Source organism: Polaromonas eurypsychrophila, assembly GCF_014641715.1.
Lineage (GTDB): Bacteria > Pseudomonadota > Gammaproteobacteria > Burkholderiales > Burkholderiaceae_C > Polaromonas > Polaromonas eurypsychrophila.
In genome coordinates this window covers 22323-47910 of record NZ_BMIG01000020.1, presented here as the reverse complement: position 1 = coordinate 47910, position 25588 = coordinate 22323, and the positions used below count along the sequence as shown (strand labels likewise).

The following is a 25588-nucleotide window of genomic DNA, read 5'->3' as shown; positions in this document are numbered from 1 at the left end:
TCATGCACATGCCCCTGCAGCTGTACACCGTGACCCAGGCGGGCCTCGCCTTGCTGGCCGCCTGTCTGGGCGAAATCGCGGTTGCACAAACCAGCGTTCCAAGCCTGCAAGGCATTTACACCTGCGTTGACGGCACTGGCCGCAAGATCACCTCGGACCGCCCGATTGCTGAATGTATGGATCGGGTTCAGCGCGAAATCAACCCGTCAGGCACGGTCCGGCGCGTGGTGCCCCCCCAACTGACCCCACCAGAGCGCGCGGCGCTGGAAGAAAAGGAAAAGGTCGCCGCCGAAGTGCGGGCCCGCGAGGATGAAGATAAGCGCCGTGATCGCGCCCTGTTGCTGCGTTACCCCTCGCGTGAGCTGCATGACAAAGAGCGCGCCGAAGCGCTGAGCCAGGTCGGCGAAGTCATCAAGGCCTCGAACAAACGCTCGCAGGAGCTTGCCGAGCAGCGCAAGGCCATCAATGCCGATTTGGAGTTTTACAAAGACACCCCAGGCCGTGCACCGGCCTCGCTGAAGCGCCGGCTGGAAGAAAACGACAGCAGCGTTGCCATGCAAAAACGCTTCATCGTTGAGCAGGACGCCGAGAAAAAACGCGTGAACCAGCGCTTCGACGTCGAGTTGGGCAAGCTCAAACAGCTATGGGCGGCGGCCGGTGTGGCGGCGCAGGGTAAGCCCGCGCCTGCGCCGGTGGCCGTCAAAAAATAGAATCAGTGCTAAAAAATGGCTTTGGCCCTTGCTGGATGGGCGCAAGCGGCTATTGTTTTCGTAGCAATTTCGACTTGCGTTAAGCCAATTTTTTCTTCAGCAACTCATTGACCTGCGCCGGGTTGGCCTTGCCCTTGGTGGCTTTCATGGCCTGACCGACCAGCGCGTTCATGGCTTTGGTATTGCCGGCGCGGACTTCCTCGACGTTTTTGGCGTTGGCCGCGAGAACATCGTCGATGATCTTCTCGAGCTCGCCGGTGTCGCTCATTTGTTTAAGATCACGGCTCTCAATGATTCGATCAATCTCAGCGATGTAATCAGCAAGCTCTTGGAATTGCCTTTTAATACTTGCAAAAAGTTCTTGGAATGCTGTCTTGGCTCCTGTATGGGAGAGAGTTCCATCACTAATTCGCCGTATTAAAGCAGCGACAGCCATCGGGTCCGGCATCGTTACATCATCAATTTCCACCTGCAAGCGATTGGCTGCGGCCGAAACCTCGCCGAGCACCCAATTGGAAGCAAGCTTTGGGTTTCCGGAAACATTGGCAACGCTGTCGAAATATTTCGCAAAGACCGGACTTTGAGTTAGCTGAGCTGCGTCGTATTCAGACAATCCGTATTTTGTTTGAAATTCGCAAGCAAGTTCCCTGGGTAACTTCTTCATCTCAGACCGTGTTTTCTCCACCCACTCGCGCGAAATCACAAGCGGCGGCAGATCCGGATCGGGGAAGTAGCGGTAATCCGCCGCGTCTTCCTTGGTGCGCATGGCGCGTGTTTCGCCGGTGTCCGGGTCGAACAGCACGGTCGCTTGCTGGATCGTTTTGCCGTCCTCGATCTGCTCGATCTGCCAGCGCACTTCGTAGTCGATGGCCTGCTGCATGAACTTGAAGCTGTTCAGGTTCTTGATTTCGCGGCGTATGCCCAGTTCGGCGCCGGGCTTGCGCACCGACACGTTGGCGTCGCAGCGGAAGCTGCCTTCCTGCATGTTGCCGTCGCAGATGCCAATCCAGGTCACGATCTTGTGCAGCTCTTTGGCATAGGCCACAGCCTCGGCGCTTGAGCGCATGTCGGGCTCGGTGACGATCTCCAGCAGCGGCGTGCCGGCGCGGTTCAGGTCTATGCCCGACTGGCCGATAAAGTCTTCGTGCAGCGACTTGCCAGCATCTTCCTCAAGATGGGCGCGCACCAGGCGCACCGACTTTTTCACGCCGTCGAGGAAAAATTCGATCTGGCCGCCCTGCACCACCGGAATTTCAAACTGGCTGATCTGGTAACCCTTGGGCAGGTCGGGATAGAAATAATTCTTGCGCGCGAACACGCTGGACTCGGCAATGTGGGCGTCCACCGCCAGGCCGAACTCGATGGCGCGTTGCACTGCGCCTTTGTTCATCACCGGCAGCGCGCCGGGCAGCGCGAAGTCGACGGCCGATGCGGCGGTGTTGGGTTCGGCGCCGAAGCTGGTCGGGGCTCGGCTGAAAATTTTCGATTGCGTGGTGAGCTGCGTATGGGTCTCGAAGCCGATGATGACCTCGTAGCCCTGCACCAGCGGGCCGGTGGGTCGGCCGGCCTGCATCTCGGCAAAGGGGTTCACGGTGGGTTGGGTCTGGCTCATGTCAAATCACTCAAAGGCCTGGGGGCTGGCGCAGGTGCCAGTCGGTCGCGAGCTGGAACTGGTGTGCCGCACCCAGCAACTGCGCTTCCTTGAAATAGTTGCCTATCAGTTGCAGGCCAACCGGCATGTTGTGCGCGCCGAAACCGGCCGGCACACTCATGCCAGGCAGGCCCGCGAGACTCGACGACAGGGTGTAAATATCGGCCAGGTAGCTGGCCACCGGGTCGCTGGCGTTCTCGCCGATCTTCCAGGCGACGGTGGGCGACACCGGTCCGGCAATGATGTCGCACTGCGTGAAAGCGGTCTGAAAATCCTGCGCGATCAAGCGGCGGATTTTTTGCGCCTTCAGGTAATACGCATCGTAATAACCATGTGACAAGACATAGGTGCCGATCATGATGCGGCGCGTGACCTCGTCGCCGAAACCTTCGCTGCGCGACTTCTTGTACATGTCGGTCAGGTCGCCGTAGCTAGCGGCACGGTGACCGTAACGCACACCGTCGAAGCGGCTCAGGTTGCTGCTGGCCTCGGCCGGTGCGATCACGTAATACACCGGGATCGACAGCTCGGTCAGTGGCAGATCGACATCAACCAGCGTCGCGCCCAACTTCTCAAACTCGGCCAGTGCCGCACGCACGGCCTGGAGCACGTCGGCCGAGCAGCCGGCGCCGAAAAACTGGCTGGGCAGACCAATCCGCAAACCTTCTAAGCTTTTTGGGGCTGTAGCCCCCGCCCCAACTGCGCCGGCAGCTATCAAATCGGTAGCGTAATCGGCGACCGGCAGGTCCAGCGAGGTCGAGTCGCGGTCCAGGTCCGGGCCTGCCATGCTTGAAAGCAGCAGAGCGCAATCGAGTGCAGAGCGCGCCATCGGGCCGGCCTGGTCCAGGCTTGAGGCAAACGCCACCATGCCGTAACGCGAGCAGCGGCCATAGGTCGGCTTGATACCGGTGATCCCGGTCAGCGAGGCCGGCTGGCGGATGGAGCCGCCGGTGTCGGTGCCGGTCGCCGCTGGTACCAGCCGCGCCGCAACGGCAGCGGCGGAGCCGCCCGACGAGCCACCGGGAATCCGCGTGTGATCCCAGGGGTTCATCACCGGTTTGTAGGCGCTGTTTTCGTTGCCCGAGCCCATGGCGAACTCGTCGCAGTTGAGCTTGCCGAGCGTGACCATGCCGGCACCCGGGCCTTGGCCTGGCACACCTTGCCCCAGCTTGCCAACGACAGTGGCGTCGAACGGGCTGCGGTAGTTCTCCAGCATTTTTGAGCCGGCGGTGGTTGGGAAGTCGCGCGTGACAAAGATGTCCTTGTGCGCCAGCGGCACACCGAGCAGCGGCGTGCGCTCGCCGGCGGCCAGACGCGCATCGGCTACCCTGGCCTGCGCCAGTGAGACTGCACTGTCGGTGGCGAGAAAAGCGCCCAGGCTGGCGTTTTGTTCAATGCGGGCCAGAAAGTGCTGCGTCACTTCGACGCTGGAGACATGCCGGGCGGCGAGTTTGGCCGCGAGTTCGGCGACGCCGAGGTCGTGCAGGTCGGTGCTCATCGTTCAGCTGCCTCCCGGACAGCGTGCATGCGAGATAGGTTGATGGTGTCGGCAGCGGATCGAATTCGCGCTGTGTCGATCCCCGCCAAGCCGGGCCCCTCGCCAAGTGCGCTCATTCAATCACCTTCGGGACAAGAAACAGACCACGCTCGACGGCTGGCGCGCTTTTCTGGCTTGCATCGCGCTGGTTCGGCTCACTGACGATGTCGTCCCGCAGGCGCAGCGCGACCTGGCCCAGCACCGCCGCCGGGTGGGCCAGCGGCTCTACGCCGTCGGTGTTGACGGCGTCCATTTGCGCCACCAGTGCAAAAAAGCCATTGAGCTGGCCGAGCACGCGGTCTGTCTCGTCGGGTCGCAATTCAAGCCTCGCCAGGTTGGCGACGCGTTCTATGTCTTGGGATGTCAATGCCATGAGGGGTACAACTGCAGCTGAAACCGGGTGTAAAGGTGAAATAATCGGCCGTGTGCCAGCCAATGACTCTCAGGGGATGCGTTATTATCCCGCCTTTGGTGTGCAATCAGGGTTGGATGCACGCTTTAGGCGTTATTTATCAAGGTGTTAGACCGTTTCGTCCTTCCAATTTCGCGCGCTTATTGATTAATCATAAAAGGCGATAGGGCAACGAAGTTTGCCCCATGCCCACAACCAGAACCGGACCCCCAACATGTTTGAAACTTTCCGTCGGTACTTTTCCACCGACTTGGCGATTGACCTGGGTACCGCCAACACCCTGATTTATGTGCGCGACCGCGGCATTGTGCTGGACGAGCCCTCCGTCGTTGCCATCCGCCACGAAGGCGGCCCGCAGGGCAAAAAGACCATCCAGGCTGTCGGTCACGAAGCCAAGGCCATGCTGGGCAAGGTTCCCGGCAACATTGAGGCCATCCGCCCGATGAAGGACGGCGTGATCGCCGACTTCACCGTGACCGAGCAGATGCTCAAGCAGTTCATCAAGATGGTGCATCCGCGCAGCTTCTTCAAGCCCAGCCCGCGCATCATCATCTGCGTGCCTTGCGGTTCGACCCAGGTCGAGCGCCGCGCGATCCGCGAAAGCGCCTTGGGCGCCGGCGCCAGCGACGTTTACCTGATTGAAGAACCGATGGCCGCAGCCATAGGCGCCGGTCTGCCAGTGTCGGAAGCTTCCGGCTCGATGGTGGTCGACATCGGCGGCGGCACCACCGAGGTCGGCGTGATCTCGTTGGGCGGCATGGTCTACAAGGGCAGCGTGCGGGTTGGCGGCGACCGTTTCGACGAGGCCATCATCAGCTATATCCGCCGCAACTACGGCATGTTGATCGGCGAGCCAACGGCCGAAGCCATCAAGAAAAACATCGGATCGGCCTTCCCTGGCTCCGAGGTCAAGGAGATGGAAGTCAAGGGCCGCAACCTGTCCGAAGGCGTGCCGCGCAGCTTCACGATCTCCAGCAACGAGATTCTCGAAGCCCTGACCGACCCGCTCAACAACATTGTCAGCGCCGTGAAAACCGCACTCGAACACACGCCGCCCGAACTCGGCGCCGACATCGCCGACCGCGGCATGATGCTGACCGGTGGCGGCGCGTTGCTGCGCGACCTGGACCGCCTGCTGGCTGAAGAAACCGGTTTGCCGGTGCTGGTGGCCGAAGACCCGCTGACTTGCGTGGTGCGCGGCTGCGGCATTGCGCTGGAGCGAATGGATCGCATGGGTTCCATCTTTACTTCGGAATAAAAAAGCATCCTCCTTGATGCAGCCGGATGGGCGCATGATTGACCGCAGACCATGCCCTTAGGAACCCTCGACAGAACCCCGCCGCCCTTTTTCAAGCAAGGGCCGTCGGCCTTGTCCAAGCTGATGTTTTTCAGTGCGCTGGCCCTGTTCCTGATGGTCGCGGACATGCGCTTCCGGGTGACCCAGCCGATTCGTGCCGCCTTGGCCACTGCGCTTTACCCGGTGCAATGGCTGGCGCTGCAGCCGGTGCGCGCCGTGCAACACGGCGGCGGTTATTTCACCGCTTTGAGCCAGGCCAAAACCAGCGAGGAAGAAGCGCGCAGAAAACTCGCGCTGCAGTCGCTTCGGGCCGGCCAGGTCGAGCAATTGGCGCTTGAGAACACGCGCCTGCGCAAGCTGCTCGATCTGCGCGAGCAAAAAGCCATCAACGGCCTGGCCGCTGAGGTGTTGTACGACGCGCCCGATCCCTACACCCGCAAGATCATCATCGACAAGGGGTTGGCCCACGGCGTTGCACTTGGCTCGCCGGTGGTGGACGAGTCTGGCGTACTTGGCCAGGTCACCCGCGTGCATCCCCTGGTCAGCGAAGTGACTTTGGTGATTGACCGCGAGCTGGCCATTCCGGTGCTCAACACACGTACCGGTGCGCGAAGCGTGGCGTATGGCGAGCCCTCCGCTTCGGGCGGTGGGCTGGAGCTGCGGTTCATGGGCAGCAACTCGGATGTGCAGCAGGGCGATTTGCTGACGACCAGCGGCGTGGACGGGGTCTACCCACCAGGGTTGCCAGTGGCCAAAATCGAAAAAATTGAACGCCGTGCCGAATCGGCTTTTGCCCGCATTTACTGCACGCCCCAAGCCCAAGTCGGCGCGGCCGTGCATGTCATGGTGATTGAGCCGGTGTCGGGCCAGATTCCGCTGCGACCGGTTGACGAAGCCGCGCCGGGCCCGGTCAAGAAAGGGGCCAGAAAATGATCATGCCGTCGGGCCAGCAACTGTTGCTGCCGGCCAACCCCGTTTTCATTTGGACCAGCCTGATCATCGCCTTGCTGCTGGACATGTTGCCGCTCGGACGTGTGCCCTGGATGCCCGATTTTCTGGCGTTGGTTCTGGTGTTCTGGAACGTGCACCAGCCGCAGCGCGTGGGCATCGGCCTGGCCTTCATGTTTGGGCTGGGCATGGACGTGCACCAGTCGGCCCTGCTGGGGCAGCATGCGCTGGCCTATACCGCACTGAGTTTTTTCGCCACCATGATTCACCGCCGTCTGCTGTGGTTCACGGTGCCTTCGCAGGCCCTGCAGGTGCTGCCGATGTTTGCCGTGGCGCACGGGGTCGAGATCATCATCCGCATGAGCAGCGGCGGTATTTTTCCGGGCTGGACACTGCTGCTGGCTCCGCTGGCCGAGTCGCTGCTGTGGCCGGTGGTCAGCGTGATGTTGCTGGCACCGCAGCGCCGGGCGCCCAATCCCGACGAAAACCGGCCACTCTAGATGGCCCTCACGCTTTTCAATTCGCCGTGGGCTGCGTGTAATGCACTGCGCCCCGACTGGCTTGAATACCCACCGAACCTTTCGGTGATTTTGCGCTCCAAGATCGAACGACGTTCGCTCTCGCTGTTATGCAAGCAGGGGCCGCGGAACTGGCTTTGCCAGGCCGCAGGCGCAGCGGCCCCCTCGGGGGGCAGGGCGCGACACGCAGTGCGCAACCGTGGGGGCAATTTCCATGACTGAACTCCGGGATGTTGAAGCCGACCTGTCGCGCTTTCGCGCGCGGGTGTTGGTGGTGGGCCTGATCATCCTTTTGGCTTTTTCGCTGGTCGCCGCCCGTCTGGTCTATTTGCAGGTGGTTCGTCACGACGACCTCAACGCGCAGGCCGAGAGCAACCGTACTGCAGTGGTTCCCATCGTGCCCAATCGTGGCCTGATTCTGGACCGCAATGGGGTGGTGCTGGCAACCAATTACTCCGCCTACACGCTGGAAATCACGCCCTCCAAGGTCAGCGACCTTGACGACACCATCGAAGCGCTGGGGCGTCTGGTGGAGATCACGCCGCGCGACAAGCGACGTTTCAAAAAACTGCGTGATGAATCCAAAAATTTCGAGTCCTTGCCGATCCGCACCCGACTGAGCGACGAGGAAGTGGCGCGTTTCGCGGCCCAGCGTTTCCGGTTTCCCGGCGTGGACATCAAGGCGCGGCTGTTTCGCAGCTACCCTTATGGTGAGCTGGCCAGCCATGTGGTGGGCTACATCGGCCGCATCAACCCGGCGGAAAAGGCGCGCATTGAGGAAAACGACGAAGAAGGCAATTACCGCGGTACCGACTACATCGGAAAACTCGGCGTGGAGCAGAGCTTTGAGCAGCAACTGCATGGCCACACCGGCGTCGAGCAAGTGGAAACCTCAGCCGGTGGCCGGGCGGTGCGCAAGCTGGCCAGCAGTTCGGCCACACCGGGCGACACGGTCATGCTGTCGATCGACATCAAACTGCAGAAACTGGTGGAAGATCTGTTCGGCGAGCGGCGCGGCGCGCTGGTGGCGCTGGACCCGAGCACCGGCGAAGTGCTGGCCTTTGTCAGCAAACCAACCTTCGACCCCAACCTGTTTGTTGACGGTATCGACAGCGAAAGCTGGCAGGCCCTCAACGAGTCCATCGACAAGCCGCTGTTGAACCGGGCCTTGCGCGGCACTTACCCGCCGGGCTCCACCTACAAGCCCTTTATGGCCATGGCGGCACTCGAGTCCGGCAAACGCCAACCCGGCAGCATCACCAACGACACCGGCTCCTGGATGTTCGGTGGCCACCAGTTCCGCAGCCATGGCGCCGGGCTCGGTCCGGTGGACATGCACCAGAGCATCGTCAAGTCCAGCAATGTCTACTACTACGCGCTGGCCAACGATCTGGGCGTGGATGCGATGCACGATTTCATGAAACCCATGGGGTTCGGGCAGATCACTGGCCTAGACATCCTGGGTGAAGTGAGCGGTGTATTGCCCAGCCAAGCCTGGAAGCGCGACTATTACAAAAAACCAGAGCAGAAAAAATGGTACGCCGGTGAAACCATTTCCCTGGGCATCGGGCAGGGTTACAACAGCTTCACCATGCTTCAGTTGGCCCAGGCAACTGCCATCCTGGCCAACAATGGCGTCAAGCACAAGCCGCGGCTGGTGATTGCCACCCAGGATGCGGTGACACGCGCCAACCAGCCGGTGGCGCCGAGCGTCGGTGAAAACCTCGGCTACAAGCTTGACAACATCGCCGTTGTTCGCAAGGCGCTGGTCAGCGTTACGCAGGACGGCACGTCGGCGCGTGTGTTCGCGGGGGCGGCCTATCTCAGCGGCGGAAAAACCGGCACGGCGCAGGCCAAGACGGTCGGCCAGAAAGACAAATACGACGCCCGCAAGCTGGAGGAACATCAACGCGACCACGCCCTGTACATGGCGTTTGCACCAGCGGACAAACCCAAGATTGCGCTGGCCGTGGTGGTGGAAAACGCCGGCTTTGGCGCGGCCCACGCGGCGCCGATTGCCCGGCGCGTTTTCGACTATGTGTTGCTGGGCCAATACCCCAGTGAGGTCGATCTGGCCGCCGTGCAAAAAGGCCTGGCCGGTGCCCCGATTGGCAAGCCGCGTACTCTCGCCGAAGTGGCGGACCTGCTCACAGCCAGCGCCGCCGGGGGCGGACGTGGCGCGGCATCGGCCGCTGCCAACGCGGCCAAGGCGGCCGCGATTGCCGAGGCCCTGAACAAACTGGCGCCCACCGTGCCTGCACTTGACGTCTATCCTGACTAGGGTAGCGCCTGTCGGCAGGCCGGTGAACTTTGGCGCTACTTCATAAAAGCGTCATACCCGGTTTTCAGGATCAAGGTGCTGACCACCCCGATAAACACAATGCGCACAAAACCGGCGCCGTGTTTAAGCGCCATGCGGGTGCCCAGTACGCTGCCGATGACATTGGCTGCTGCCATGGTCAGCGCGAAATGCCACCAGACATGGCCTTTCCATGCGAACAGCAGCAGGGCTGCCAGGTTGGTGGACGTGTTGAGCAGCTTGGCCGATGCTGAGGCATTCAAAAAGTCATAGCCCAGCCAGCGCACAAACAAAAAGACAAAAAAGCTACCGGTGCCGGGGCCAAAAAATCCATCGTAAAACCCCAGCACCAGCCCAATACAGCAGGCCGCAGCTGTCTCGGCATGGCCGCTGAAACGCGGTGTATGGTGGCGGCCCAGTTCCTTTTTGATCAGGGTGTACAGCAGCACCGCCAGCAGCACAAACGGTAGCGCCTTGCGCAAAAAACCCGGCGAGATAACGGTCACCAGCCAGGCGCCGGCCAGCGAGCCGGCAAAACCCGCCGCTGCCGCCGGCAGCAGGGCCGACCAGCGCATGTTCACACGGCGGGCATATTGGGCGGTGGCGACCGCTGTGCCCCAAACCGAGGCTCCCTTGTTCACGCCAAACAGCGTGGCCGGATGGGTGGTGGGAAAGACCGCAAACAGGGCAGGCACCAGAATCAGGCCACCGCCACCGACGATGGCGTCCACAAAACCCGCCAGCAGCGAGGCCATCGTCACGATCAACAAATCCATGCTGGATTGTCTCATCGTGCCTGCATCACATGCGGATGCGCCCGGGTGCATGCACTGATTCGGTACCTAGAGGCAAAAAAAAAGCGCCAGGAAAGCCCGACGCTTTGTAAAAAACATCCCGAAGGATGCCGATTCAGTTCTGGTTGATTTGTTTGTCTCCTCGGCCCCTTTGCGAGCACGGAGGCTCGTCTGCAGGTCAACCAATGTAGGCGGCGCACTCAGTCAGTGCATCGGGACTTTCCCTGCTTCGCTGAATTTCTGGCGGGTGCATTGCCTGCCCGCGGCCACTGGCATGACTTATGCCTGTTATTAGTTGTTTGAAAATTTTGCACAAAAACGGGAATCACTATGGATTACACGCGTGTCGTCAGGCTGGGTTTGTGTTTTTGGCTGGCATCGACGGTCTTTCAGGCGGGCGCCCAAGCCCCGGCAACGACACCTGGGGCGTCCGCTCCGGCCGCCACCGGTGTGACGAGCCAGGCATCGGCACCTGACGTTGCGGTTGCTCCCGTCGCCGTCCCACTGCCAGCGGCTCCCGCCGCGCCGGTGGCAGCACCTGCGTCCGCTGTGCCGGCCCCGGCGCCTCTCACCCGTCCCGCCATCGTGGCGGCCGACACCATCAACGGTGCGGACACAGCCTGGATGATGACTTCCACGGCGCTCGTGCTCTTGATGACACTTCCCGGCATTGCGCTTTTTTACGGTGGCATGGTGCGCAAGAAAAATGTGCTGAACACCATGGCCAGCGTGGTGGCCATCTGCGCGGTGGTCAGTCTGCTCTGGTTTGCCGTTGGGTATTCGCTGGCCTTTACGCCGGGCAGCGGCACCCTGGGCCATTTCATAGGCGGCACAGAGCGACTCTGGTTCGCCGGGCTGGACTACGCCAAGGACACGCAGAAAGTGGCGGTCAGCCATATCGCCCCGAACATTCCCGAATCGGTGTATTCGATGTTTCAACTCACCTTTGCCATCATCACGGCAGCGCTGGTGGTGGGCGCCTTCGTCGAGCGCATGCGGTTTTCCGCGATGCTGTGTTTCATCAGCCTGTGGACGATGGCGGTGTATGCGCCGATTGCGCACTGGGTCTGGGAGCCCAATGGCTGGCTGGCCCAGCTTGGCGCGCTCGATTTCGCCGGTGGATCGGTGGTGCATATCAACGCCGGCGTTGCCGGCCTGGTGTGTGCCTATGTGCTCGGGCCGCGCGCCGGCTACGGCCGTGAAGCGTTTACTCCCTTCAACCTGGGGTTGACCATGGCCGGCGCCGGCATGTTGTGGGTCGGATGGTTTGGCTTCAACGCCGGCTCGGCAGTGGCGTCTGACGGTCGTGCGGGTCTGGCGATGGCGGTAACGCACATCGCGGCAGCGGCTGGTGCCCTGTCCTGGATGTTCGCCGAATGGATGGTGCGTGGCCGCCCTACGCTGCTCGGTTTGTGCTCCGGCCTGGTCGCCGGCCTGGTCGCCATCACGCCGGCCGCAGGATTTGTCTCGCCACGTGCCGCACTGGCCATCGGCCTGATTGCCGGCGTGGCCTGTTACTGGGGCGCGACCGGGCTGAAACGGTTGCTCAACGCCGATGACTCCCTTGACGTCTTCGGTGTGCACGGTGTCGGCGGGATCGTCGGCTCCCTGCTCACCGGCGTGTTTGCCAGCAAGACCATTTCAGGCGTTGAAGGCAGCATCCTCATCCAGGCCATCGGGGTCGGCGCCGTACTTTGTTACAGCTTGCTCATGACGGCGGTGGTGCTCTGGATCACCTCGCTGTTTTTCAGCCTGCGCGTCAGTGAAGGCCCCGAATTGGACGGCATGGACCTCTCCCAGCATGCCGAGCGGATTGCGTGATGGAAGGAGAAGCCATGTCATCCACCGAAAAAATTGCCATTGCCGCTCATCTGCATGTGTTGCTGCGCCGCAAGACCGGGCGCGTGACGGATACCGAATGGATGGCAACCAATACGGCGTACGCCGCCGAAATGATTCGCTTCTCGCGTGAAAAAGCAGTCGAGGATGGGCACATTGACCTCCGGGTGTGGGCCGACAAACTGGAAGAAATCATGGCAACGCCCGACGCCAAGCACCGCGTGCCGCTGGTCAAGATGATGGCCGATGCGGTCAAGGAACGCACCGCCGTCGCGCACCATGCGGCCTCTTCGGTTCCTGCGGTGGTCGACCAGCAAAGCGCGCGCTCGGTCAATGCCGAGGAAGAGGTGTACCCCGAATCCGGTTTCATCGAATCGACATTTGGCACCATCTTCGGCGACAGTGAAACCCATCGCCAGCGTGAGCGCCGGGACCCTGGCGTGCCGCGTTATGTCAAAGGATTGCGCTGATTTCTCGCCGGCTTGTTATCGGGCTTGCTTGCCAAGAGTGAAGAAAAAACAGGCACCTTCTTGCGGCGCAGATTTCGCCCAGATTTCGCCGCCGTGGCGGGTGACAATCCTGCGCGCCGTCGCCAGACCAATACCCGCGCCCGGAAAATCCTCCGGTGCGTGCAGACGCTGGAAAGCGCCAAACAGCTTGTCGGCATAGGCCATGTCAAAGCCTGCGCCGTTGTCTTTGACAAAAAAAACTGTCGCGCCGTCCGAACTGGTTTCGGCGCCTACCGAGATGTCGGCATGGGCCTGCCGCGAGGTGAATTTCCAGGCATTGCCCAGCAAGATTTTCAAGAGGTGGCGCATCAATGTGGCGTCGGCAGATGTGGGCAAGGGCGCATGCACTCGTGTGTGGACCTGGCGGTCAGGTGCCTGTTTCCGCAGCTTTTCAATCTCTTTTTCTGCCATGGCAGCCAGGTCCAGCGGCCCGCGCCGGATGTCGGTGCGAGACAATTGCGCCAACGCCAGCAAGCTGTCTGTTCGCTCATTCATCTGGGTGACACCGGCGCGGATGCGCTGGAGGTAGTGCTTGCCGCGCTCGCTGGCTGCGGTGCCCATCTCTCTTTCCAGCAGGCCGGCCAGCCCGTTCACAGCGATGAAGGGCTGACGCAAGTCATGCGCAAGCGACTGCGAGAAGGCTTGCAACTCCTGGTTGGCCGCGGTGAGCTCGATGGTGCGCTGCGCCACCCGGCTTTCCAGTTCAGCATTGAGCTGCATGATTTGCTGCTCGGCGAGTTTGCGCTCGGTGATGTCGCGCAGGATCACGCTGACTTGGACGTCGCCATGGCTGCCGACATGTTGTGAAGAGGAAACCTCGACTGGAAAACGTGTGCCGTCGCCGCGGACGCAATTGAGCTCACCGCGAAACTCACCAGTCCGGCCTCTGTGCTGGAGCATCTCCGCCACACGCGGATCAGCGGCATCCACCAGACCGGCGATGCCGGTGGCCTTGATCCGGGCGTCATTCATCCCGAACATGGCGCAAGCGGACGGATTGGCGGCAATCACCGTGCCGTCCGCCAGCGCCTGGATGAAACCGTCAAGACTGGTCTCGAACACCAAGCGAAAACGCTCTTCGCTGATGCGCAAGGTGTCTTCCGCCGCCAGCAAACTGCGGTAGCGGCGCGCGCGGCTTTGCGCGGCCGAGACCAGCGCGGCCGGCTCCACTGGCTTGACGATGAAGTCGTCCCCCCCTTGCCGGAGCGCTTGCGCCTGTTTGTCCAGGCTGGTTTCAGCCGACAGGAAAACAATCGGGATGCGCACAAAGACCTGCTGCTGGCGAATCAGCGCGGCCAGCTCGATCCCGCTGCATTGCGGCATGTGGATGTCGCAAGTGATCAGGTCGGGCTGGAAGTCGATCAAGGGCGCCATCACCTGGCTAGGGTCAGTGACGATGCAGGTTTCCATGCCGGCCGCCTCAAGCACGCCGGCATAAAAGGCGGCCAGCAGATCGTCGTCGTCCACGATCAGTACACGGTAGGGTCGGACGGGTTCCCCGGATGTGACCTGGTCCAGCAGGCCAAGCAGTGCCGGCACATCGAGTGGGTGCGGAAAATAACCGGCTGCGTCGGCGCGCACGGCTTCCAGGCGGGCCTCGAAATCGTTGCTGCCCGCTATAAAAATCAGGGGGACCGGGTCAACGCCTTCGGGTACGGTCTGGGTGTACCTCGTCAGTTGGGGGTCGGCAGTAAAAACCGTGTTGGCCAAAATCGCAACCGGTCGGTTTTGGACCGGGAGCTGATCCGGCTGTTCAACGATGCGGCTGGCGTATCCGGCGTGACGGAGCTGATCGACCAGCCGGCCGGCCGCCTGCAAGTCCGCTTCAACAATGCAGATCTGGCCCCCTGCCTGGGCGCGAAGGTGCGGCGCCGGCCAGCTCCGGGCCGGGGCCACAGGCAAGGAAAGAGCTGCAGAAGTGCCGCTGGCCTGGGTCATGGCGTCGTACAAGGCCTGCTCGCTGGCCTGCAACAACTGACGTTCAGCGGCTACCGGAGGCCTGCGGCGGGCCGAGACTGCAGCCAGAAGCGTCTCGATGCCGGCGGCCGCTTCACTGATCGCCGGAAACCCGAAGGTGCCCCCCGAACCGGCCAGCTTGTGCGCTGTTGCCAGGGCCGAAAGTCCTGCAGCATCGTCACCTGCATGCAGGTACTGCTGCAATGCCGTGCCCACCTCGGATACCTTTGCCGGCAAGCTTGCCAGATAAAGCTCGCGCTGCGCTTGCATGAAAAGGGCGAGACGGGTTTGCGGCATCGAAAGTCCTTGGCTTGAGCGCGAGGTTTGGGGAAGCGCTGAACAAGTCCACTGCGGCGCGCGTCCATCCGGACTCGGGCGGTCTGCTGCGTTGAATTTCTTGCCAATAGTTAACTATTGGTTGCGACATCCGCCTTGCACCCCATCCCGATCCGGCTGCCGCTCTCCCGCAAGGACTTATTCAGCGCTCGCCTGCAATTATGTGCCTTGCGGAAGACCCCGCCATCGTTTTGCATTGTCAGGCTCGTATCATGGCCTCCAGGAGTTTGGAGCTCCCAGCCCGCAGCCGCGGGAACGGCATTTGCCGCCAACCTGGATATGTCATGGGCAACAACAGTGCGAAAGAAGCGGGCCGGGCCGGCGCTGGCCTGGGCTGGGGCCCGTTGGCAATTGTGCTGTTCTGGCTGGCGGTCATGGCGGTGCTTTATGCCTTGATGACCCAGGTGCTGAAACCGCCGCCGCTGCTGGTTTCCGCAACGGGAGAGTTGTTGATTCCTCGAGCGCGCGACGGCCATTTTTATGCGCAGGGCCAAATTCAGGGCAAACCGGTGAATTTTCTTGTGGACACCGGCGCCTCGCTGGTCGTGGTCAGCGAGGCGTTCGCCCGTGACGCCGGCCTGGCGCCCGGCGAGCCCACGACCTTCCGGACGGCCAATGGCGAGCTGCGGGGGCGAATTGTTTCCGGACTCACCGTCTCGGTCGGGCCAGCCAGTGTTTCCGGCACACGCGTCGGCGTGGGGCTGGTCGGCCCGAATGCCGACGTGGCCTTGCTGGGACAGAGTTTTTTGTCCAAATTTGAACTGGTTCTGTCCGGGGACACCATGATTTTGCGTGCCAAATAGTCGCAGCCAGGGGAAAAATGGCCGCAAGTGTGGAAATCGCGCGCCCGAGCAGGGTAATAAGTTACCACCGCACCGGTAATTCATGACTGACAAACTTGCCCAAGGCTCATAACATTCGCTGACATTCAGTTGTTCCCTGCGAGCAGGAGTACTTCCATGTTACGAGCGGCTTTTGTTCTTTTTGCGTGGCTATTTTTCAATGCACCTGCTCCCGCAGTGGCCGCCGATATTTCCGCCCACCAGCAGGGCGTGCTGATCAAGGGGCCGATCCAGAAAGGCGATTACGCCAAAATCATCCAGTTTGTCCGGTACTCCGACAACTACGGTCGTTTTGCGCGATCTGTTTTTTTAGATTCTCCTGGCGGCGATTTTGATGAGACCGTCAAGATCGCCCGCCTGCTTGAGAAAAACTACGCGGCAACGCATGTGGTTCCTGGTGCCCGTTGTTACAGCGCCTGTTTTATTTTGTGGATGAGCGGCGTCAGTCGCCATGTACCCAGCAGTGCCAGCCTGGGGGTACACCGGATCAACGTAAAAGTGAATGGTCAAACCATGGACCCGACGTCTGAGCGCTTTGCCAGCATCGCGCGCGGTGTCGAAAATTACATGGCCTCACTCGGGACGCCGCGGACCATCCTGGACAAGATGAACGCCACCGCTTCGGCCAACATGTTTGTCATCAGCCAGCGCTGGCTCGCCGATCAGCACCTGCTGGTGGCACTGTCTTACCGCATGGGGTTTATGGAAGCGGCCCAGATGCATTGCGGGCCAGAGCCCTATGCGGCCGCTGTCAAAGACAAAACACCTATGACTGACGAAGAGGCGCGAGGCTGGGGCGCACAGATCAAGCGCTGGATGGGGTGCGCCGACGAGCTTCGCGCCCGCAATCAGAAGGCAGACGTTCTAACCATCGCGGCCCTGCTCGACGATACAGAAGTCAACTGAGATCAGCGCCGGCCTGGCGAATTTACTGCGCCGCATACCCCATTCTTTGCACCTTCGAAGGGTTCTGGACGACTCAGGACGAACACATAGGTGGCAAGCGAGCGGTGGCCTCAAATGCCGCCCTGAATCCATTGCGCAGCCTTCTCCGCAATCATGAGAGTGGGTGAGTTGGTGTTGCCGCTGGTGATGAGCGGCATCACGCCGGCATCGACCACGCGCAAGCCCGTTATTCCACGCACCCGCAAGTGCGCGTCCACCACCGCCATCGAGTCATCCGCCCTGCCCATTTTGGTGGTGCCCACCGGGTGAAAGATGGTGGTGGCAATGTCGCCCGCCAAGCGCGCCAGGTCGTCATCACTTTGAAACTGCACGCCTGGGCGGAACTCTTCGGGCTGGTAGCCGGCCAGTGCGCTCTGGCTCACAATGCGGCGCGTGACGCGCAGGGAGTCGGCTGCGACCTGCCGGTCTTCGGGCGTGCTCAGGTAATTGGGCGCAATTGCCGGCGCGTCTTCAAACCGGGCACTCTTGATCTGCACCGTGCCCCGGCTGGTCGGGTTCAGGTTGCAGACGCTGGCCGTGAAGGCGTTGAAGCTGTGTAGCGGCTCGCCAAAAGCATCCAGCGACAGCGGCTGGACGTGGTACTCGATGTTGGGGTAGGGCTGGTCGGGTGAGCTGCGTGTGAAAGCGCCGAGTTGCGATGGCGCCATGCTCATCGGGCCGGTTTGCCTAAAGGCGTATTCGAGCCCGATTTTGGCCTTGCCCCAGAGCGAGCTGCCCAGGGTGTTGAGCGTGAAGTTGTTGACCTTGCTGCCTGACAGCTTGTTGACCTTGTAGACCGAGCGGATCTGCAGGTGGTCCTGCAGGTTGGCGCCCACTCCGGGCAGGTCGGTCACGACCGGGATGCCATATTTTTGCAGCAGCGCCGCGGGGCCGATGCCGGAGAGCTGCAAAATTTGCGGTGAACCTATGCTGCCCGCGCTCAGGATGACCTCACCCAGCTTGCCCTTCGCCTTGCCAGAGTCGCGCGTGGCAAAAGCCAGGACGTTTTCCTGTCCGGTCCAGACCTGGACGCCGGTGCAGCGCTGGCTGCCGTCGTCCTGCCGTTCAATCACCAGTTTGCTGACTTGCGCGCTGGTCCACATTTCAAAATTTGGGCGGCCAAAGCAGGCGGGCCGCAGAAAGGCTTTGGCGGTGTTCCAGCGCCAGCCATTTTTCTGGTTGACCTCAAAGTAGCCCACACCTTCGTTGTCGCCGCGGTTGAAGTCATCGGTCGCAGGAATGCCCGCCTGCTGCGCAGCTGCAGAAAAAGCGTCCAGCAGGTCCCAGCGAAGCCGCTGTTTGTCGACACGCCATTCCCCGCCCGATTTGCGGTGGCGCAGCGTTTTCTGATAGGGCACACCCGGATCCTGCATTAACGCCGGTGCCGTACCGCGTGCACCGTGCATGGCGCTGGCGCCCTTATAGTGGTCCTCATGCAGCATGAAGTGAGGCAGGGCATCGTCCCAACTCCAGGCGTCGTCACCGGTCAATTGCGCCCACTGGTCGTAGTCGCGCGCCTGACCGCGCATGTAAATCATGCCATTGATGCTGGAACAGCCGCCCAGCGTCTTGCCGCGCGGGTAACGCAGGCTGCGCCCGTTCAGGCCGGCGTCGGGCTCGGTGTTGTATAGCCAGTCGGTGCGCGGGTTGCCGATGCAGTGCAGATAGCCGACCGGGATGTGAATCCAGTGGTAGTCGTCCTTGCGCCCGGCCTCGATCAGCAGCACGCGTATGCTGGCATCGGCACTGAGCCGGTTGGCCAGCAAGCAGCCTGCGGTTCCGCCGCCGACGATGATGTAGTCAAAGATGTTTTCGTTCATGCGTTTTGTCTCGTCGTTCTTGTTGTGTGATCCGGTTCGCGCCGTCCAGCTCCAGCGCGCTTCAAGTCAGCGCGGATCCGGCTTTGCCGGTCCGCAGCTGGCGCCCCCTTCGGGGGGAGGCGGCCGCAGGCCGCTTCGGGGGGTTACTTGGACACTGGCATCACAAACTCCGCCCCCTTGCCAATGCTCTCGGGCCAGCGCTGCATGATGGACTTTTGCTTGGTGTAGAAACGCACACCCTCCTCGCCGTAGGCGTGCATGTCACCGAACAGGCTCTTCTTCCAGCCACCAAAGCCGTGCCAGGCCATGGGCACCGGAATCGGCACATTGATGCCCACCATACCCACCTGAATGCGCCGGCTGAACTCACGCGCCACATGGCCGTCCCGCGTGAAGCAGCTCACCCCGTTGCCAAACTCATGCGCGTTGATCAGGTCCACCGCTTCCTTGAGGTCCTTCACCCGCACACAGCCCAGCACCGGGCCAAAGATCTCCTCCTTGTAAATCTTCATCTCCGGCGTCACATGGTCAAACAGCGTGCCACCCATCCAGAAACCACTCTCGCAACCGGCGCCCGCATCCTTGCCGGTAAAGCCGCGGCCATCGACCAGCAGCTTGGCGCCCTCTTTCACACCTTGGTCGATGTAACCGGTGATGCGCTGGTGTGCCGCCGCCGTCACGATCGGGCCCATCTCCGCATCCAGGTTGACACCATCCTTGATGATCAATGTCCTGGCACGCGCTTCGAGCAGGGGAATCAGCTTGTCCGCGACATCACCGACCAGCACCGCCACCGAGATCGCCATGCAGCGCTCGCCGGCCGAGCCGTAACCGGCGCCAATCAACGCATCAACGGCCTGTTCCAGGTCCGCATCGGGCATCACCACCATGTGGTTCTTGGCGCCGCCCAAGGCCTGCACCCGCTTGCCGTGGTGCGCGCCAGTTTCGTAGATGTAGTTGGCAATCGGGGTCGAGCCTACAAATGAGACTGCTTTGACGTCCGGGTGCACCAAGAGCGCATCAACCGCTTCCTTGTCACCCTGCACCACGTTGAACACGCCGTCGGGCAGCCCGGCTTGTTTCAAGAGCTCGGCCATCAGCAGACTGGCGCTGGGGTCAGTCGGGCTGGGTTTCAAGATGAAGCAGTTGCCGGCGGCAATCGCCACCGGGAACATCCACATCGGCACCATCACCGGGAAGTTGAACGGCGTGATGCCGGCCACCACGCCCAGCGGCTGGCGCAGGGTCCAGTTGTCTATCCCCGTGCTTACCTGGTCGGTAAAGTCGCCCTTGAGCAGTTGCGGGATACCGCAGGCAAACTCCACAATATCAATGCCGCGCGAGACTTCGCCCTGGGCGTCGGTGAAGACCTTGCCGTGTTCGGCGGTGATCAGGTGGGCCAGCTTGTCTTTGTTCTGGTTGAGCAGTTCGAGGAACTTGAACATCACGCGGGCGCGGCGTATCGGCGGGGTGTCGGCCCAGGCGGGGAAGGCGGCTTGCGCCGCAGCGACGGCGGCATCGACCTCCGAGGCGCTGGCCAGGGCCACCCGGCCGGTGATCGCGCCTGTGGCGGGGTTGAAGACATCCTGCGCGCGGCCGGAACTTCCGGCGGCGTTGCGTCCGTTGATGGCGTGGCCGATGGCCTGAACAGTGGGACTCATATTTGGGCGGCTCATATCATTCATTGTCAGTCTCCATGGGTAAGCGTCTAGATTACCGGACTCGACCGGGACGCGCTACTTTGAATTTCTCAGAAGTGTTATAAATATTACTAATAATGGATATCCAGACACTCCGGATTTTTGCGGCCGTGGCCCGGGAGGGCAATCTCTCGCGTGCTGCCGACAAGCTGGCCCTGACGCAGCCCGCCGTCAGCCTGCAGATTAAAGGCCTGCAAGCTGCCACGGGGCTGACACTATTCACCCGCAGCGCGCAGGGCATGAACCTGACGCGCGATGGCGCGGCCTTGCTGCCGCTGGCCGAAAAGGTGCTGGCCGCCCAAGGCGACTTCAAAAACGCCGCCGCCGGCCTGCACACCCAGGTGCGCGGCCAGTTGCGCATAGGTACCATCCTGGACCCCGAGTTCACCCGGCTCGGCGCTTTTCTGAAGGTGCTGGTGGAAACCGCGCCGCAGGTGGAGACCGAGTTGCGCCAGCTCATGAGCGGGGACGTGCTGGCGCAGATTGACCGCGGTGAGCTCGACGTGGGCTTTTACCTCGGCGGTCCGGCGCAAGCCCGGGCCCATCCCGCAAGTTCTCAATCAAATCGGGCTACAGCCCAGACTGGACGGGAGAAGGTAGGTATTGATTCGGGAGCAATCCAGCGTCTGGACCTGGCGCCGCAGTTTGCCTTCCGGGAGTTGATGCATTTCACCTACCGCGTGCTGGCGCCGGCCGGCTGGGGGCCGCGGGTGCTGGGCAAGGACTGGAAGGCGCTGGCCGCCTTGCCGTGGATCGCCACACCGCCGGCGTCTGCCCACCACCGCCTGCTGGCCGGCGTGTTCGAACCGCTGTGTGTTGAGCCGCGGCGCGTTGCGATGGTGGACCAGGAGGCATCCATGCTGGACCTGGTCAAGTCCGGCGTCGGCCTGAGCCTGGTGCGTGATTCGATTGCCATGCGCGAGTCGCAGTCCGCCGGCCTGGTGATTGCCGACCAGGTCAGTCTGCAAAGTGTGCTGGGCTTCGTCAGCCTTCACACGCAGCGCCAGGCGCCGGTGGTGGCCAGTGCCTGGCAGGCGCTTGACGCCGTCTGGTGCTGAGGGGAGTCCGCCTGACGCTTCTGCCCCGATGGGCTACCGCGTCAGGAACTGCAGGGGCACCATCACAAGCTGTGGAAAGATGATTAAAAGCAGCAGCACCGTCATCTGCGCCAGCAAGTAGGGCACAACCGCCCGGATCACCGGCTCCATGCGCTGTCTGGCTACGCCGCAGACGACGTTGAGCACCGTCCCCACGGGCGGCGTGATGAGGCCGATGGCATTGTTCATGATGAAGAGCACGCCGAAGTACACCGGGTCGATGCCGGCCATCCGCACGACCGGCATCAGCACCGGAACCATGATGAGGATGGTGGGCGCGAAGTCGAGTGCCGTGCCCACTAGGAAGATCAACCCCATGATGACCAGCATCAGCAACATCGGGCTGTCTACCAGGGGCTGCAGCATGTCGGCCACCGCCATCGGGATGTTGGCGGCGGCGATGAGCCAGGCAGACACCTGCGCTGCCGCCACCAGAAACATCACGACGGCCGATGTCTTGCCAGCGGTCAGCAGCAGACCATACAACTGGGAGACACGCAGTTCGCGGTAGACCACGAAGCCGACGAACAGGGCGTAGAACACTGCGACCACGGCCGCCTCGGTAGGCGTGAAGTAGCCGCTCTTCAAGCCGCCGACGATGAGCACCGGCAGCAGCAGCGCCCAGACGCCCGCGAAGGTGGCTTCCCAGCGCTTGCGCACGGGAAGCTTCTCGCCGCGCGGCATGTTGTCGCGCTTGGCCTGGAAGGCCCAGGTCAGCACCAGCGCCAGCGCCATCAGCAAGCCCGGGACGATGCCAGCGATAAACAGCTTGGTGATCGAGATGTTGCCGACCACGCCCAGCATCACGAAACCGATGGACGGCGGAATCACCGGGGCGATGATGCCGCCTGCGGCGATCAGGCCGGAAGCACGCGGCAGGTTGTAGCCCGCATTGCGCATCATCGGGATCAACAGGGCGGCGACGGCCGCCGTGTCGGCGATGGCCGAGCCCGACAAAGACGCCATCACTACGCAAGCGAAGATGGCCACGTAACCGAGCCCACCCTTGAAGTGGCCGACCCACGCGCCCGCCACATCGACAATGCGCCGGGAGATACCGCCGGCATTCATCAATTCACCCGCCAGAACGAAGAAAGGGATGGCCATCAGTGGGAAGCTGTCCGCGCCGGACAGCATGTTCTGCGCCATGATCTGCGCATCGAAAAAATCCATGTACAGCATCATGGCCAGGCTGCAGGCCATCAGCGAAAAGGCCACGGGCACGCCGATAGCCATGGCCGCCAGCAACGAAAGAACAAAAATGGTGACGATCACGGGGGAACCTCAGTCGCTGTCGGTGGTGGGAATGAGAGAGGCTGGCGTGATCTTTCCCAGCAGGAGCTTCGCGATGTTGGCCAGAGTCAGGATACCGATCGAGGCGGCGCACAGGTAAGCCACCGAATACACCACGCTCAGAGAGATGCCCGTGACCATGCCGGTGTTGGCGACGTTGAGCGAATGCTGCCGGATCAGCCCCCACAGCAGCACTGCGCAGCAAACCAGCACGACGACTTGCGCCAGCAGCACCGCGGCAAACTGCGCCCAGCCGGACAGCCGGCGCACCACCATGTCCACGCCCAGGTGACCGCCTTCCCGCATCGCGACGATGGCGCCGAGAAAGGTGAGCCAGATAAACATGAAACGCGACAACTCCTCGGAGGTGTTGATGCCGGAGTCGAAGAAGTGCCGCAACACAACATTGCCGAACACCATGAGGCACATGGCGGCCAGGGCCAGCACCACGATCAGCTCAAGCGCTTTGTAGTACCAGTGAATAAGTTTTTTCATTGAGGAGTCCTGGTAGGAAGAACCGTCCGGCCCGGCGGGCCTGCGGCGTCAGAACGCGAAGATTTTCCCGGGGTTCATGATGTTGTGCGGGTCCATCGCATGTTTGATCTGCCGCATGACGTTGACCGAGGCGCTGCCGAGCTCGTCGATTAGAAAGCCTTGCTTGTGCAGACCCACGCCGTGTTCGCCGGTGCAGGTGCCGTCCATCGCCAGCGCGCGCGCGACCAGGCGCGCGTTGAGTTGCTCTGCGGCTTCCACCTCGGCGTGGCTGGCTGCATCGACCAACATCTGAACGTGGAAGTTGCCGTCGCCCACATGGCCGACGATGGGCGCCAGCATGCCGGACTGCTGCAGGTCGCGGGCGGTGTCGTTGACGCACTCGGCGAGTTGCGAAATCGGCACGCAGACATCCGTGACGACGGACCGGCAGCCGGGGCGAAGCTGAAGCGCCGCGAAGTAGGTGTTGTGGCGGGCCTCCCACAGTTTGGTGCGCTCTTCCGGGGTGCGCGCCCACTGGAACTGCGCGCCGCCCCCCTCGTTGCAGATCTCCTGCACCAGTTCGACCTGCTCGCGCACACCGGACGCGCTGCCGTGGAATTCGAAAAACAGGTGGGGCTGCTCGGGCAGGCCGGTTTTGCTGTAGGCATTGATGGCGCGGATCGCGACACTATCGACGAACTCGCAGCGGGCAAGAGGCACGCCCAGCTGTATCGATTGGACCACCGCCTGCACGGCCGTATTGATGTCGGGAAACGCACACACAGCGGCGAGGATGCTTTCAGGCAGCGGGTAAGTCCGGACAGTCGCTTCGACCACCACGCCCAGCGTGCCCTCGGAGCCGACGAACAAGCGGGTCAGGTCGTAGCCTGCGGCGGATTTTTTGGCACGGCGACCGGTTGTGATGACTTCACCGTCGGCGGTGACGACCGTGAGGTTGAGGACGTTCTCGCGCATGGTGCCGTAGCGCACGGCGTTGGTGCCCGAGGCGCGGGTGGCGCACATGCCTCCGAAGCTGGCGTCGGCGCCAGGGTCCACCGGGAAAAACAGGCCGGTGTCACGCAGGGCTGCATTGAGCGCCTTGCGTGTCACGCCCGGTTGCACGGTGGCAGTCTGGTCCTGGTCATGGATGGTCAGCACCTGATCCATCTGCTGCAGGTTCAGCGTCAACCCGCCGCGCGCGGCGAGCGTGTGGCCCTCCAGCGATGAGCCCGCGCCATAGGGAACGATGGGAACGCGGTATTGCTGGCACATCTTGACCGTGGCGACCACTTCGGCGGTGTTCCGTACAAAGGCCACGGCGTCGGGCGGCATGGCCTGAAAGATGGACTCGTCCCGGCCGTGGTGCTCTCGCACGGCGGCGCTGGTGGACAGGCGGTCGCCGAGCAGCGCCGTCAGGCTGGCAAGAAATTCGGGGGGCAGGGGTGGATGGGATGACATGGATGAATCGGGGGGCGTGGTAGGCCGGCGTTGTGCAGGCCAGAAAAGAAGAGAAAGTCAGCGGGCTCCGATATGGCTGTGCAGGCCGCTGCCAGAAGCGGCGGGCCCGCACATCTGCGGCGTTCGCTTATTTCCCGGCGCGTACCCGCGCGATTTCGCTGCGGACCAGGGTCATGAACTCGGGGCCGATTTTTTCAAGATGCGGTGCGATCGCTGGTGGCACCCGGGTGCGAATGGCCTGCAGATCGGCGGCCGAAAACTGCGTAACCTGCATGCCCTTGTCCTTCATGCCCTGCAGGGCACTGCCGGCTTCGGCTGCGGTGGTCTTGCGCTGGAAGGCGGTAGCGTTCGCGGCGGCGGTGGTCATCAGCTGTTTGTCGGCGGGCGACAGGCTGTCCCAGTACTTCTTCGAGACCGCAAAAATCAGTGGCGAGTAAACGTGGCCAGACAAGGTCATGTACTTTTGCACTTCATAAAAGCGCTGCGTATACATCAGCACGATGGGGTTTTCCTGGCCATCAAAGGCCCTGGTTTCCAGCGCAACGAAGAGCTCGGACCACGGCAGCGGCGACGCATTGGCGCCAATCGCCTTGAAGGCGTCCAGTGTCAGCGGGTTGGGCTGCGTGCGCAGCTTCAGGCCCTTCAGGTCATCGAGCGTGTTGACCGGCCGCTTGGAGTTGGTGATGTGGCGAAAGCCGTTTTCCCACCAGCCGAGCACATGGATGCCGACGGCGCTGAGTTTGTCGTTGAGGTGCTTGCCGACCGGCCCGTCGAACACCGCGTGCGCTTCGGCTTCGGTGTTGAAAAGGAAGGGGACGTCCTGAAAGCCGAGTTCCTTGACCTGCCCCAACATGCCGAGGGCGCTGCCGGTGTAGAACTCCTGCACCCCGCCCTGCAGTGCGCCCAGCATCTGCGGGTCTGGCCCCAGGGCCTGATTGGCGATGACGCTGGTCTTGATGCGTCCGCCAGTCACTTTTTCAATCTCGGCGGAAAACATCTTCGCGGCCTGGCCGGCCGGGTGGTTGTCGGCCATGCCGTGGCCAAAACGCGTGGTGCGCGCCTTGTCCTGGGCCACGGCGCCCAGGGGGGCAAGGGCAGTCAGCGCGGCAGCAGCGCCGATGGCGGTGATGGATAGAAATCGGTTCAGTTTCAT

General features: G+C 62.2%; 21 protein-coding genes. 10 read left to right on the top strand and 11 right to left on the bottom strand.

Annotation, left to right across the window (positions count from 1 at the left end):
• Positions 1–8: 8 nt before the first annotated feature.
• On the top strand, positions 9–710 hold the full coding sequence (locus tag IEX16_RS19015; RefSeq protein ID WP_229676444.1) for a DUF4124 domain-containing protein: 702 nt from the start codon (positions 9–11) through the stop codon (positions 708–710).
• A gap of 79 nt (positions 711–789) precedes the next feature.
• On the opposite strand, the gene gatB is transcribed toward IEX16_RS19015, so the two are convergent.
• The 3 genes from gatB to gatC form a co-directional block, all read right to left on the bottom strand.
• Complete coding sequence (gene gatB / locus IEX16_RS19010) at positions 790–2322, bottom strand: Asp-tRNA(Asn)/Glu-tRNA(Gln) amidotransferase subunit GatB (RefSeq protein ID WP_188710115.1); 1533 nt, start codon at positions 2320–2322, stop codon at positions 790–792.
• A gap of 10 nt (positions 2323–2332) precedes the next feature.
• Positions 2333–3859, bottom strand: coding sequence for an Asp-tRNA(Asn)/Glu-tRNA(Gln) amidotransferase subunit GatA (gene gatA / locus IEX16_RS19005; RefSeq protein WP_188710113.1), 1527 nt, complete (start codon positions 3857–3859; stop codon positions 2333–2335).
• Between the two features lie 112 nt (positions 3860–3971).
• Positions 3972–4271 carry an Asp-tRNA(Asn)/Glu-tRNA(Gln) amidotransferase subunit GatC gene (gene gatC / locus IEX16_RS19000; RefSeq protein ID WP_188710111.1) on the bottom strand — a complete coding sequence of 100 codons (300 nt, stop codon included), beginning with the start codon at positions 4269–4271 and terminating at the stop codon, positions 3972–3974.
• Between the two features lie 253 nt (positions 4272–4524).
• Between gatC and IEX16_RS18995 the strand changes: the two genes are divergently transcribed.
• From IEX16_RS18995 to mrdA, 4 genes are all read left to right on the top strand, one after another.
• Positions 4525–5568, top strand: a complete 1044-nt coding sequence (locus tag IEX16_RS18995) for a rod shape-determining protein (protein WP_188710109.1) — start codon at positions 4525–4527, stop codon at positions 5566–5568.
• A gap of 51 nt (positions 5569–5619) precedes the next feature.
• Complete coding sequence (gene mreC / locus IEX16_RS18990; protein WP_188710107.1) at positions 5620–6540, top strand: rod shape-determining protein MreC; 921 nt, start codon at positions 5620–5622, stop codon at positions 6538–6540.
• Positions 6537–7055 carry a rod shape-determining protein MreD gene (gene mreD / locus IEX16_RS18985; protein ID WP_188710104.1) on the top strand — a complete coding sequence of 173 codons (519 nt, stop codon included), beginning with the start codon at positions 6537–6539 and terminating at the stop codon, positions 7053–7055. Before mreC ends, mreD begins: the two co-directional genes overlap by 4 nt.
• A 232-nt stretch (positions 7056–7287) precedes the next feature.
• The gene (mrdA, locus tag IEX16_RS18980) at positions 7288–9354 is read left to right on the top strand and encodes a penicillin-binding protein 2 (protein WP_188710102.1); all 2067 of its coding nucleotides are present in this window, start codon (positions 7288–7290) and stop codon (positions 9352–9354) included.
• Between the two features lie 35 nt (positions 9355–9389).
• On the opposite strand, the gene IEX16_RS18975 is transcribed toward mrdA, so the two are convergent.
• A complete protein-coding gene (locus tag IEX16_RS18975) occupies positions 9390–10148 on the bottom strand; it encodes a sulfite exporter TauE/SafE family protein (protein WP_188710100.1) in 759 nt (252 codons plus the stop codon).
• Between the two features lie 348 nt (positions 10149–10496).
• Here IEX16_RS18975 and IEX16_RS18970 point away from each other — a divergent pair, with 348 nt between their 5' ends.
• Together IEX16_RS18970 and IEX16_RS18965 are read left to right on the top strand one after the other, a co-directional pair.
• Positions 10497–11987: an ammonium transporter gene (locus IEX16_RS18970; protein WP_188710098.1), complete on the top strand. Its 1491-nt coding sequence runs from the start codon at positions 10497–10499 to the stop codon at positions 11985–11987.
• Positions 11988–12001: 14 nt separating this feature from the next.
• Positions 12002–12475, top strand: a complete 474-nt coding sequence (locus IEX16_RS18965) for a hypothetical protein (protein WP_188710153.1) — start codon at positions 12002–12004, stop codon at positions 12473–12475.
• A gap of 15 nt (positions 12476–12490) precedes the next feature.
• On the opposite strand, the gene IEX16_RS18960 is transcribed toward IEX16_RS18965, so the two are convergent.
• On the bottom strand, positions 12491–14767 hold the full coding sequence (locus tag IEX16_RS18960; protein ID WP_188710097.1) for a response regulator: 2277 nt from the start codon (positions 14765–14767) through the stop codon (positions 12491–12493).
• 323 nt (positions 14768–15090) lie between these two features.
• On the opposite strand from IEX16_RS18960, the gene IEX16_RS18955 reads away from it, so the two are divergent.
• Positions 15091–15609, top strand: a complete 519-nt coding sequence (locus IEX16_RS18955) for a retropepsin-like aspartic protease family protein (RefSeq protein ID WP_188710095.1) — start codon at positions 15091–15093, stop codon at positions 15607–15609.
• A 216-nt stretch (positions 15610–15825) separates the two neighbouring features.
• Positions 15826–16554 (top strand): hypothetical protein, encoded by a 729-nt coding sequence (locus tag IEX16_RS18950; RefSeq protein ID WP_188710093.1) that lies wholly within the window; start codon positions 15826–15828, stop codon positions 16552–16554.
• A 110-nt stretch (positions 16555–16664) separates the two neighbouring features.
• On the opposite strand, the gene IEX16_RS18945 is transcribed toward IEX16_RS18950, so the two are convergent.
• Positions 16665–18413 (bottom strand): GMC family oxidoreductase, encoded by a 1749-nt coding sequence (locus tag IEX16_RS18945; RefSeq protein WP_188710091.1) that lies wholly within the window; start codon positions 18411–18413, stop codon positions 16665–16667.
• Positions 18414–18556: 143 nt separating this feature from the next.
• Positions 18557–20074: a CoA-acylating methylmalonate-semialdehyde dehydrogenase gene (locus IEX16_RS18940; protein ID WP_188710089.1), complete on the bottom strand. Its 1518-nt coding sequence runs from the start codon at positions 20072–20074 to the stop codon at positions 18557–18559.
• Between the two features lie 116 nt (positions 20075–20190).
• On the opposite strand from IEX16_RS18940, the gene IEX16_RS18935 reads away from it, so the two are divergent.
• Positions 20191–21171 (top strand): LysR family transcriptional regulator, encoded by a 981-nt coding sequence (locus tag IEX16_RS18935; protein WP_188710088.1) that lies wholly within the window; start codon positions 20191–20193, stop codon positions 21169–21171.
• Between the two features lie 33 nt (positions 21172–21204).
• On the opposite strand, the gene IEX16_RS18930 is transcribed toward IEX16_RS18935, so the two are convergent.
• The 4 genes from IEX16_RS18930 to IEX16_RS18915 form a co-directional block, all read right to left on the bottom strand.
• Positions 21205–22485, bottom strand: coding sequence for a TRAP transporter large permease subunit (locus tag IEX16_RS18930; protein WP_188710087.1), 1281 nt, complete (start codon positions 22483–22485; stop codon positions 21205–21207).
• A gap of 9 nt (positions 22486–22494) precedes the next feature.
• Positions 22495–22998: a TRAP transporter small permease gene (locus IEX16_RS18925; protein WP_188710085.1), complete on the bottom strand. Its 504-nt coding sequence runs from the start codon at positions 22996–22998 to the stop codon at positions 22495–22497.
• A 48-nt stretch (positions 22999–23046) separates the two neighbouring features.
• Positions 23047–24435: an FAD-binding oxidoreductase gene (locus IEX16_RS18920; protein ID WP_188710084.1), complete on the bottom strand. Its 1389-nt coding sequence runs from the start codon at positions 24433–24435 to the stop codon at positions 23047–23049.
• A 127-nt stretch (positions 24436–24562) separates the two neighbouring features.
• The gene (locus IEX16_RS18915) at positions 24563–25588 is read right to left on the bottom strand and encodes a TRAP transporter substrate-binding protein (protein WP_188710082.1); all 1026 of its coding nucleotides are present in this window, start codon (positions 25586–25588) and stop codon (positions 24563–24565) included.

Excerpts from the sequence above, each read along its gene's own strand:
- gatB (WP_188710115.1), bottom strand. The coding sequence starts at position 2,322 with ATGAGCCAGACCCAACCCACCGTGAACCCCTTTGCCGAGATGCAGGCC.
- mreD (WP_188710104.1), top strand. The coding sequence starts at position 6,537 with ATGATCATGCCGTCGGGCCAGCAACTGTTGCTGCCGGCCAACCCCGTT.
- IEX16_RS18915 (WP_188710082.1), bottom strand. The coding sequence starts at position 25,588 with ATGAAACTGAACCGATTTCTATCCATCACCGCCATCGGCGCTGCTGCC.
- mreC (WP_188710107.1), top strand. The coding sequence starts at position 5,620 with ATGCCCTTAGGAACCCTCGACAGAACCCCGCCGCCCTTTTTCAAGCAA.
- IEX16_RS18940 (WP_188710089.1), bottom strand. The coding sequence starts at position 20,074 with ATGAGTCCCACTGTTCAGGCCATCGGCCACGCCATCAACGGACGCAAC.
- IEX16_RS18955 (WP_188710095.1), top strand. The coding sequence starts at position 15,091 with ATGGGCAACAACAGTGCGAAAGAAGCGGGCCGGGCCGGCGCTGGCCTG.
- IEX16_RS18960 (WP_188710097.1), bottom strand. The coding sequence starts at position 14,767 with ATGCCGCAAACCCGTCTCGCCCTTTTCATGCAAGCGCAGCGCGAGCTT.
- IEX16_RS18935 (WP_188710088.1), top strand. The coding sequence starts at position 20,191 with ATGGATATCCAGACACTCCGGATTTTTGCGGCCGTGGCCCGGGAGGGC.
- IEX16_RS18920 (WP_188710084.1), bottom strand. The coding sequence starts at position 24,435 with ATGTCATCCCATCCACCCCTGCCCCCCGAATTTCTTGCCAGCCTGACG.
- IEX16_RS18945 (WP_188710091.1), bottom strand. The coding sequence starts at position 18,413 with ATGAACGAAAACATCTTTGACTACATCATCGTCGGCGGCGGAACCGCA.
- IEX16_RS18975 (WP_188710100.1), bottom strand. The coding sequence starts at position 10,148 with ATGGATTTGTTGATCGTGACGATGGCCTCGCTGCTGGCGGGTTTTGTG.
- IEX16_RS18925 (WP_188710085.1), bottom strand. The coding sequence starts at position 22,998 with ATGAAAAAACTTATTCACTGGTACTACAAAGCGCTTGAGCTGATCGTG.
- IEX16_RS18970 (WP_188710098.1), top strand. The coding sequence starts at position 10,497 with ATGGATTACACGCGTGTCGTCAGGCTGGGTTTGTGTTTTTGGCTGGCA.
- IEX16_RS18995 (WP_188710109.1), top strand. The coding sequence starts at position 4,525 with ATGTTTGAAACTTTCCGTCGGTACTTTTCCACCGACTTGGCGATTGAC.
- gatA (WP_188710113.1), bottom strand. The coding sequence starts at position 3,859 with ATGAGCACCGACCTGCACGACCTCGGCGTCGCCGAACTCGCGGCCAAA.
- IEX16_RS18965 (WP_188710153.1), top strand. The coding sequence starts at position 12,002 with ATGTCATCCACCGAAAAAATTGCCATTGCCGCTCATCTGCATGTGTTG.
- IEX16_RS19015 (WP_229676444.1), top strand. The coding sequence starts at position 9 with ATGCCCCTGCAGCTGTACACCGTGACCCAGGCGGGCCTCGCCTTGCTG.
- mrdA (WP_188710102.1), top strand. The coding sequence starts at position 7,288 with ATGACTGAACTCCGGGATGTTGAAGCCGACCTGTCGCGCTTTCGCGCG.
- gatC (WP_188710111.1), bottom strand. The coding sequence starts at position 4,271 with ATGGCATTGACATCCCAAGACATAGAACGCGTCGCCAACCTGGCGAGG.